The organism is Halorubrum sp. AD140 (assembly GCF_034497445.1).
Classification (GTDB): Archaea; Halobacteriota; Halobacteria; order Halobacteriales; family Haloferacaceae; genus Halorubrum.
Genome location: NZ_JAXRUU010000032.1, coordinates 25,698 through 34,775 on the forward strand (window position 1 = coordinate 25,698; position 9,078 = coordinate 34,775).

General features: G+C 69.8%; 12 protein-coding genes and 1 tRNA gene. 11 read left to right on the top strand and 2 right to left on the bottom strand.

The features are described from left to right. The first annotated feature begins 56 nt into the window (after nt 1-56). The 9 genes from U4E84_RS09715 to ftsY all read left to right on the top strand — a co-directional run bounded on the left by U4E84_RS09715 (nt 57) and on the right by ftsY (nt 6,100). Nucleotides 57-1,175, top strand: a complete 1,119-nt coding sequence (locus tag U4E84_RS09715; RefSeq protein WP_322531898.1) for a M20/M25/M40 family metallo-hydrolase — start codon at nt 57-59, stop codon at nt 1,173-1,175. 94 nt (nt 1,176-1,269) lie between these two features. Next, nucleotides 1,270-1,422 (top strand): 50S ribosomal protein L39e, encoded by a 153-nt coding sequence (locus U4E84_RS09720; protein WP_004050128.1) that lies wholly within the window; start codon nt 1,270-1,272, stop codon nt 1,420-1,422. Next, a complete protein-coding gene (locus U4E84_RS09725; RefSeq protein ID WP_322531899.1) occupies nt 1,423-1,701 on the top strand; it encodes a 50S ribosomal protein L31e in 279 nt (92 codons plus the stop codon). A 1-nt stretch (nt 1,702) separates the two neighbouring features. Beyond that, a complete protein-coding gene (locus U4E84_RS09730) occupies nt 1,703-2,368 on the top strand; it encodes a translation initiation factor IF-6 (RefSeq protein WP_322531900.1) in 666 nt (221 codons plus the stop codon). Between the two features lie 86 nt (nt 2,369-2,454). Continuing rightward, a complete protein-coding gene (locus U4E84_RS09735; protein ID WP_322531901.1) occupies nt 2,455-3,399 on the top strand; it encodes an ABC transporter ATP-binding protein in 945 nt (314 codons plus the stop codon). After that, nucleotides 3,396-4,211 carry an ABC transporter permease subunit gene (locus U4E84_RS09740; protein ID WP_322531902.1) on the top strand — a complete coding sequence of 272 codons (816 nt, stop codon included), beginning with the start codon at nt 3,396-3,398 and terminating at the stop codon, nt 4,209-4,211. The genes U4E84_RS09735 and U4E84_RS09740 overlap by 4 nt, the downstream gene beginning before the upstream one ends. Before the next feature lie 129 nt (nt 4,212-4,340). Beyond that, entirely contained in the window at nt 4,341-4,517 is a 177-nt protein-coding gene (gene rpl18a / locus U4E84_RS09745) for a 50S ribosomal protein L18Ae (protein WP_256409407.1), read from the top strand. Next, nucleotides 4,517-4,972: a prefoldin subunit alpha gene (pfdA, locus tag U4E84_RS09750; protein WP_322531907.1), complete on the top strand. Its 456-nt coding sequence runs from the start codon at nt 4,517-4,519 to the stop codon at nt 4,970-4,972. The genes rpl18a and pfdA overlap by 1 nt, the downstream gene beginning before the upstream one ends. A 9-nt stretch (nt 4,973-4,981) precedes the next feature. Beyond that, nucleotides 4,982-6,100, top strand: coding sequence for a signal recognition particle-docking protein FtsY (ftsY, locus tag U4E84_RS09755; RefSeq protein ID WP_322531903.1), 1,119 nt, complete (start codon nt 4,982-4,984; stop codon nt 6,098-6,100). Between the two features lie 6 nt (nt 6,101-6,106). Here ftsY and U4E84_RS09760 read toward each other — a convergent pair whose 3' ends face one another. Further along, entirely contained in the window at nt 6,107-7,723 is a 1,617-nt protein-coding gene (locus U4E84_RS09760) for a long-chain-fatty-acid--CoA ligase (protein WP_322531904.1), read from the bottom strand. A 116-nt stretch (nt 7,724-7,839) separates the two neighbouring features. On the opposite strand from U4E84_RS09760, the gene U4E84_RS09765 reads away from it, so the two are divergent. Together U4E84_RS09765 and U4E84_RS09770 are read left to right on the top strand one after the other, a co-directional pair. Further along, nucleotides 7,840-8,046, top strand: a complete 207-nt coding sequence (locus U4E84_RS09765; RefSeq protein WP_322531905.1) for a hypothetical protein — start codon at nt 7,840-7,842, stop codon at nt 8,044-8,046. Nucleotides 8,047-8,150: 104 nt separating this feature from the next. After that, nucleotides 8,151-8,225 (top strand) — tRNA-Met (locus U4E84_RS09770). Nucleotides 8,226-8,339: 114 nt separating this feature from the next. Here the strand turns inward: U4E84_RS09770 and U4E84_RS09775 are convergent. Further along, nucleotides 8,340-8,855: a hypothetical protein gene (locus U4E84_RS09775; RefSeq protein WP_322531906.1), complete on the bottom strand. Its 516-nt coding sequence runs from the start codon at nt 8,853-8,855 to the stop codon at nt 8,340-8,342. Between the last annotated feature and the right edge of the window lie 223 nt (nt 8,856-9,078).

Here is a 9,078-nt window from a genome sequence, read left to right on the forward strand (position 1 = left end):
GGCTCTCCCGCGCCCGTCACCGCCACCTTCATTCGCCGCACCGTCGAGACGGGCGCATGGACGAACTCGCGGACTTGACCGAGGAGCTGGTCGCGATCCCCTCCCACGAGGACGAGACCGCCGCCGGCGACGCCGTCGAGGCGTGGCTCCGCGCGGAGACGGACGCGCGCGTCGAGCGAGACGCCGTCGGTAACGTGCTCGCCCACAGGGGCGAGACGAACGACTACGACGCCGACGCCCTCGCTCTGGTCGGCCACCACGACGTGGTCCCGCCGGCGGAGGGACAGACGACCGGGGAGGGGATCTCGGGCGAGTACGTCGTCGAGCGCCGTGACGGCCGGATCTACGGTCGCGGCGCGGCGGACATGAAGGGCGCGGTGGCGGCCTGCATGCTCGCGTTCCGGGACGCCGAGCCGCCGGCGGCCCGAGAGCTCGCGTTCGCCTCGTTCGTCGGCGAGGAGGTCGGCGGGACCGGAGCGCGTCACGCCGTCGAGGCGGGGTTCGCCCCCGAGCGCGCCCTCGTCGCGGAGGGCTCGACGGACTACTCGAAACCGGGGGTCACCGACGTGGTCGTCGCCCACCGGGGACGGCGCGCCTCCACGCTCGTCGCGCACGGGACGGCCGCGCACGCCTCCGAACCCGAGCGCGGCGAGAACGCGATCTACCGAGCGAGCGACGCGATCGACGTCGTCCGCGGCCTCGACGCGCCCGAGGCCACCGTGTTCGGCGAGACCGTCTCGGGCTCGCTCGCGGTCACGATCATCGACGGCGGCGAGACGTGGAACGTGATCCCGGAGCGCTGCACGGTGACGGTCGACGAGCGGACGGTGCCGGGCGACCGCGCCGACGTGGGCCGCGCCGCCGAGGCGGTCGACGGCGTCGAGTGGGAGGTCGAGCAGGACCTCCCGCCGATGGCCTGCGGCGACGACGCGTTCGCGGACGCGGCGCTCGCGGTCGCCCGCGACGTTCACGACGGACTGGGGCTCGACCGCCCCGAGCACGTCACCAAGCCGCACGCGACCGACGCCGGTTGGCTCGCCCAGGCCGGAACGGACTGCCTCGTCTGCGGCGCCTCCGAGCCGGGCGAGGCGCACACCGACACCGAGAGCGTCGGGATCGACGTTCTCGACCGGTGTTATCGGATCTATCGCGGCCTCGCCGAGCGGCCGTTCTGACCGGGCGCGACGCGCCGCGTGGCGGGGCGTCCGACGCCGCGAGCGACGCGGTATGGAAGGGGTTTTATGCGCCCCGCGGGAACTGTGGGCTACTATGGGAGACAAATCGAAGGCTCAAAAGAAGCGTCTGGCGAAGGCGGAGCGCCAGAACACCCGCGTCCCCGCGTGGGTCATGATGAAGACGGACATGAACGTGACGCGAAACCCCAAGCGGCGCAACTGGCGCCGGAACGACCTGGACGAATAAATGAGCACCAGCGACTTCGAGGAGCGGGTCGTCACCGTCCCGCTCCGCGACGCCAACGACAAGCCGGTACAGGAGCGCGCCGACTTCGCGATGCGGATCGTCCGCGAGCACCTCGCGCAGCACTTCTCCGTCGACGAGGCGGACGTCGTCCTCGACACCTCGATCAACGAGGCGGTCTGGGCGAACGGGCGCGAGCACCCGCCGAGCAAGCTCCGCGTCCGCGCGGCCCGGTTCGTCGAGGACGGCGAGCCCGTCGTCGAAGCCGAGTACGCCGAGTAACGTGTTACGGGCGACATTCACCGGCTCGTCGTACGTGGGCGTGTTCGCCCGCGCGATCGACGACCTCCTGTTGGTCCGACCGGACGTCGAGGAGGAGCTCGCCGACGCGCTCGGCGAGGAACTGGGCGCGGAGCCCGTCCTCACGACGATCGGCGGCGCCAACACCGTCGGCTCCCTCGCGACGGGCACCGAGAACGGCGTGCTCGTCTCTTCGCGGGCGACCGAACGGGAGAAGTCGCGGATCGCCGAGGCCGCCGACTGCGAGGTGGGCGAGCTCCCCGGCGAGATCAACGCGGCCGGGAACGTCGTCCTCGCGAACGACTACGGCGCCTATGTGCACCCGGACCTGCCGCGCGAGTCGATCGTGACGATCAGAGAGACGCTGGGCGTCCCGGTGACGCGCGGCGACCTCGGCGACGTCCGCACCGTCGGCACCGCCGCGGTCGCGAACAACGCGGGCGTGCTCTGTCACCCCAAGTCGACCGAGTCGGAGCTGCAGGCCGTCGAGGAGGCGCTCGACGTCCGCGCCGACCTCGGCACGGTCAACTACGGCGCGCCGCTCGTCGGCTCCGGCCTCGTCGCCACCGACGAGGGGTACGTCGTCGGCGAGGACACCACCGGCCCCGAACTGGGTCGGATCGAGGAGACGCTCGGGTTCATCGACTAACCCGGCCTCGTCGCGAACCGACCGGATCGGGGCTCCTCCTCCCGTCTCCCCGCTCTTTTAAGAACTGACGGCGAGTTGCGGGCGGTATGCCCGCCATCGAGTGCCGCGCTCTCACGAAGTACTACGGCGACGTCCGCGGTATCGAGGACGTCTCGTTCACCGTCGAAGACGGCGAGGTGTTCGGATTCCTCGGGCCGAACGGCGCGGGAAAGACGACCGCGATCCGCACCCTCCTCGGGTTCCTCTCGCCGACGAGCGGCGGCGCGACGCTACTCGGTCACGACGCGGCCGATCCGGTCGAGTCGCGCCGCGCCCGCGAGCGGATCGGCTATCTTCCCGGTGACCCCGGACTCGACCGCGACCGCACCGCGGCGGCGTTCCTCGACCACCAGGCGGCGCTTCGCGGCGAGTCGAGCCGCGACGCCCTCGTCGGGCGGTTCGGACTCGACGAGTCCCGCCGGATCGCCGACCTCTCGCGGGGGAACCGACAGAAGGTGGCGTTAGTGGCCGCGTTCATGCACGACCCGGACCTGCTGCTGCTCGACGAGCCGACCTCCGGGCTCGACCCGCTCCTGCAGGAGGAGTTCGCCGCGCTCGTCCGCGAGCGCGTCGTCGACGGCGCGAGCGTGCTCCTCTCCTCGCACGTCCTCGGCGAGGTGGCCGCGCTCTGTGACCGCGTGGGGGTGCTCCGCGAGGGACGCCTCGCCGCGGTCGAGTCGGTCGAGGACCTCCGGGCGCGGGGCGGTAAGCAGGTCCGCGTCCGCGTCGCCGAGGAGGTCGAGCGCGAGGCGTTCGAGGTCCGCGGCGCGATGAACCTCCGGGTCGGCGAGTCCGTCTCGTTCACGTGGACCGGCGAGTACGACGGCCTCATCGACCTGCTCGACCGCTTCACCGTCCGCGACCTGGAGGTGGTCGACGCGCCGCTGGAGGAGGCGTTCATGACGTTCTACGACGGCGACGTGCCGGCGCCGGGCGCGGCCGACGCGAACCGGGGGCGCGAGGCGACGACGGCCGACGGAGGCGAGCGATGAGCGAGCGCCCGGCGCCGTGGCTGGCGATCGCGCGGTACGAGGCGGCCGGCCGCGCCCGCGGCGCGGCCGTTCTGACCGGGTTGCTGTCGGCGTTCCTCCTGTTGTTTCTGGCCTTCTTTCCCTCGCTGTCGACCGCCGGGATCGACCTCGACGCGTACGTGGAGGCGCTCCCGCCGGCGTTCCGCGAGGCGTTCGGGATCATCGCCATCTCCAGCATCGAGGGGTTCCTCGCGGTGGAGTTCTACCAGTTCGCGTGGCTGCTGTTGGTCGGGCTCTACCTCGCGTACCTGGGCGGCGGGACGATCGCGGGCGACGTCGCCTCCGGGCGGATGGACCTCACGCTGTCGGCGTCCGTGCCGCGCCGCGACGTCGTGATCGGTCGGTTCCTCGGCCTCTGGCCGCTCGTGCTCCTGTTGAACGCCGTCCTCCCGGTCGTCGCCTACGTCGGCGTGCTCGCCGTGGGCGAGACGATCGCGGTCGAGCGACTCGTCGCCGTCCACGCGCTCGCGGTGCCGTATCACCTGTGCTGTCTCGCGTTCGGGATCGCCGTGTCGACGCTCGCCTCACGCGAGGGCGTCGCCCAGCGTATCGCGCTCGGCGGCCTGTTCGCGCTGTTCATGTTCGAGTCGCTGGCGGCGAGCACCGAGTACGACCGGACCGGGGCGGTCAGCCCGACCGCCCACTACGACCCCTCCGCGATCCTCGTCAACGCCGAGTACGACCTCGTCGGCGCGGGGGCGTTGCTCGCGGCGACGCTCGCGCTCGTCGCGCTCGCCGCCCTCCGGTTCGGGCGGATGGACCTGACCGGGTAGATCGGTTCGACGGAGCCGCCCGAATCGGCCGAATTCGGGGCCAACGAGCCGAGCGAGGGCGATTTGGCCGCGGAGACAGTTCCTCGCTTTTTAGGAAGATACTTCCCTCTCCCTGCCGGATCGGAGAACATGAGTACCTACACGGTGAGTGGACGGTTCCAGAGCCGAGGCGACTACCAGCCGTTCACGAAGGAGGTCGAGGCGGAGAACGAAGACCTCGCCCGCGAACGCATCTACACGACGGTCGGGAGCCAGCACAACCGCAAGCGCACCCAGATCGAGATCGAGGAGGTGTCCGCAGCATGATGGGTGGCGGCCAACAGCAGCTCCAGCAGCTCTCACAGGAACTGCAGGCGCTCGACCAGGAGCTCGAGGCGCTCGAAGCCGAGATCGCGGACTACCGCGAGGAGCAGTCCGACATCGACGACGCCGTCGAGGCCATCGAAACGCTCGACACGGGCGCGACGGTGCAGGTCCCGCTCGGCGGCGGCGCCTACGTCCGCGCGGAGGTCCAGGACATCGACGAGATCATCGTCTCGCTCGGCGGCAACTACTCCGCCGAGCAGAGCGAGAGCGACGCGATCGACGTGCTCCGCCGCAAGCGGGAGGCGCTCGACGACCGTATCGAGGAGACCCAGGCCGAGGTCGACGAGCTCGAGTCCGAGAGCCGAGAGCTCGAACAGCAGGCCCAGCAGATGCAACAGCAGATGCAACAGCAGCAGATGCAACAGATGCAACAGCAGGCCGGCGACGAGGAGTAACGAGAGACCGTGTTCGACGGACTGAAAGACAAGCTCTCGGGGTTCCGGTCGGACGTCGAGGAGAACGTCGACGCCACGGAGCCCGACGAGGAGCCGACCGGTGACGCAGAGCCGGCCGCGGGATCGTCCGAGGCCGCCGAAGATCCGTCCGAGGCCGCTGCCGAAGAGTCGCCCGGCGGAGCCGAGAGCGACAGCACCGTCGACTCGTCCGGAGACGAGGGTGACGAGGCCGACGACGAGCCGAGCACCTTCCAGCGGGCGAAGGCGTTTGCGACCGGACGGATCATCATCGAGGAGGAGGACTTAGAGCAGCCGCTGTGGGAGCTCGAGATGGCGCTCCTCGAAAGCGACGTGGAGATGAGCGTCGCCGAGCGGATCCTCGACAGCGTCCGCGAGAGCATGCTCGGCGAGTCGCGCAAGCAGGTCGAGACGACGGGCGAGCTGGTGGAGTCGGCGCTCCACGACGCCCTGCTCGACGTGATCGCCGTCGGTCAGTTCGACTTCGAGGAGCGGATCGCGGACGCCGAGAAACCGGTCACCATCGTCTTCACCGGGGTCAACGGCGTCGGGAAGACGACGAGCATCGCGAAGCTCTCGGAGTGGCTCGCCGACCGCGGTTACTCGTCGGTGCTGGCGAACGGCGACACCTACCGGGCGGGCGCGAACGAGCAGATCGCGGAACACGCAGACCGGCTCGGCCGAGAGCTGATCTCCCACGACCAGGGCGGCGACCCCGCGGCCGTGATCTACGACGGCGTCGAGTACGCCGCCGCCAACGACATCGACGTCGTCCTCGGCGACACGGCCGGGCGGCTCCACACGAGCGACGACCTGATGGCGCAACTGGAGAAGATCGACCGCGTCGTCGACCCGGACATGACGCTGTTCGTCGACGAGGCGGTCGCGGGACAGGACGCCGTGAACCGCGCGAAGGAGTTCAACGACGCCGCCGAGATAGACGGCGCCATCCTGACGAAGGCCGACGCCGACTCCTCCGGCGGGGCGGCCATCTCGGTGGCGTACGTCACCGGGAAGCCGATCCTCTTTTTGGGCACCGGACAGGGGTACGACGACCTCACGCTGTTCGAGCCCGAGGCGCTCGTCGAGAGCCTGCTCGGCGAGGAGTAATTCGCGCTACCCCTCGCCGACCATCCGGTCTTCCTCGTCCCACTCGCGCTCGCGCAGCTCGTACTTCTGGATCTTCCCCGTCGCCGTCGTCGGGAGGTCGGCGACGAACTCCACCTCGCCGGGCGTCTTGTAGTCGGCGACGCGCTCGCGGACGAACGCCGTGAGCTCCTCGGGCGTCGCGCCCGGGTCCGCCGGGTCCCCACTCGTCGGGACGACGAACGCCTTGGGAGTCTCGCCCCAGCGCTCGTCCGGCGCGGGGACGACGGCGGCGTCGGAGACGGCGTCGTGCTCGAAGAGCGTGTCCTCCAGCTCGATCGAGGAGATGTTCTCGCCGCCCGAGATGATGATGTCCTTTTTTCGATCTTGGATCGAGACGAATCCGTCCCCGTCGACGACGGCCAGGTCGCCCATGTGGTAGTACCCCTCCAGCCGCTCGGAGAACGCCGCCTCGGTGGCCTCGGGCTTGTTCCAGTAGCGGTCCATCACCTGGTTGCCGCGGACGACGATCTCGCCGATCGTCTCGCCGTCGGCGGGCACGTCGTCCCCCTCCTCGTCGACGACGCGCACGTCGGTGCCGAGGTAGCCGATCCCCTGCGTCTTCTTCACCGCGAACCGGTCGGCCGAGTCTTCGTCGAAGTGTCGCTTCGCGTCCGAGGTGGTGATCAGCGGGCCGGTCTCGGTGGCGCCGTACACGTGTTTGAGCTCCCAGCCGAACTCCTCTTCGACCGTGCGGATCGTCGCCTCCGGCGGCGCCGCGCCCGCGGTCGCGACCCGCACGTCGCTGTCGCCGGTCGTCTCGCCGTCGTGCTCGGCGTGGTAGTCGCCGAGCATGTTGAGCACCGTGGGGGCCGCACAGAAGTACGAGACGTCCTCTTCGCGGATCCGGTCGAACGTCTCGGCGACGTCGACCCCGCGGGTGCAGACGTGCCGGGCGCCCATCCCGGTGATCGCGTAGATGTGGCCCCAGCCGTTGACGTGGAACATCGGGAGCGTCCAGAGGTAGACGTCGTCGTCGGTGATCTCCTGATGGATCGCGATGAGGTACGCGTGGAGCGTCTCCGCGCGGTGGGTGCGACAGACACCCTTGGGGTCGCCGGTGGTCCCCGAGGTGTAGTTGATCGTGATCACCTCGTCCTCGTCCATCTCCGGGCGCTCGTAGGCGTCCGGGTCGGCGTTCGCGAGCGCCTCGTCGAACGACTCCCAGTCGCCGGCGACGGCGTCGGCGTCGTTCGTGATGAAGGTCTCCGTCGGCACCTCCTCGCGGACCGCCTCGATCCGGTCGGCGTACTCGGCGTCGGCGTAAATCGCGTCGACACCGGCGTCCATGAGCATGTACGCGAAGTCGTCGGGCGTGAGCCGGTAGTTCAGCGGGGCGTGGACCGCGCCGACCTGCATCGCGCCGTAGGCCGCCTCGAGGTGGTAGTGCGTGTTCGGGTCCAGCACGGCGACGCGGTCGCCCTTCTCGATCCCGCGGGCCTGCAGGGCGGCCGAGAACCGGTCCGCGCGCTCGCCGAGCTCGGCGTAGGTGTACCGGGCCCCGTCCGTCGCGAGGACGGCCTCCTCGTCGGCGTAGTGCCGGCGCGCCCGGTCCAGAAAGTCGGTCGTCAGTAGCGGTTTTCGCATCAATTTATCACTATCTATCATTGATAAAAGCGTTTGCGGCCGGCGCAACCCGAGGCCGCCGCAACCGCCCGGCTCCGGTCCCCGGGGTTTTACCCGGTTCCGGTCGACGGTGGCGTATGAGCGACGGATCTGGACGAACGACGTTCGCCGACGGCTACGTGGTCCCCATCGCCGGACTGCTGGCGTTACTCTTCGCCCTGATGGCGGGGCTGACCGCGCGCCGCGCTCTGACGGGAGATCCGGCCGACGTGGTCCTCCCCGTGGCGTGCCTCCTCGCCGCGGTCGCCGCGCTCCGCGTTCGACAGCGGTACGCCGCCGACTGATCCGGCCGCGACGGCGGTCGACTGCGTATAAACGACACGCCGACGAATCGCACACGGGCGACGCGATCAGAACGCTTAACAGTCGCACGGGATTGTGATACGATAGCGGGATGGGATAGCCAGGAGATTCCGCCGGGCTCATAACCCGGAGATCGGTAGTTCAAATCTACCTCCCGCTACTTCTCTGCGACACGTTGACGCCGGCCGACCGCGCACGCGTCCCAGCGACGGTCGGAACCGGAGCGATCGACACGGCAATATCCGTCGACAGACGGAGCGCTACCGACGGGATCTCAGGATCCTGTCTCGCAGGTGACCGAGATGGTTCGACGCTCTGTATCGCCGAAGACGACCGCCTCGACGCCTTCCCCCCGAACGTGGACCGTCACGGACAGCCGCTCGTCATCGAAGGTGTCCTCGCATTCGAGATCCGCCGAGACGGCGTCGGAGCCCGGCTCGCCGGGTGAGACGTCCGACGGCGGCGGTCGGACGGTGACGTCGAGGTCGTCGGGCTTCTCGTCTATCTCGACGTCGGTGACGTCCACGTCGACGCCGAATCCGTTCGTCAGGGTGACGAGCGTCACCGCGTCACTTCGGTTGTCTCCGCTCTCGTTCGCCGCGGCTCCCTCGGTGGCGACCGCGATCTCGTCGGGCGAGTCGTAGCCGACGAAGGCGCGTTCGTCGTCGGCGGTCGCGACCGTCACGTCGCGGTCCGTCGCCGCAGAGGAGAACCCGCCGGTCCCGACGAGGGCGAGCACCAGTCCGACCGCGATCAGGCCGATAGCGAGCGTTCGGAGAGCGCGCGTCATGGCGTCGAACGGCGGGCCGTCGGCGACCGACGGTTCGGTCGCCGGCTCATCTGTCGACCTCCAGGTTCGATCCCAGCTCGTTCTGTTTGGTGTGAATCGTGTGGACCACGGCCGAGACGCCGAACGCCGCGGTGAGGATCGTCCCGAACCCGGCGGCCGTCAGGTCGTTGAACGGGTACACGCCGAGCCCCACCAGGCCGACGACCGCCCCCATGATGACCGC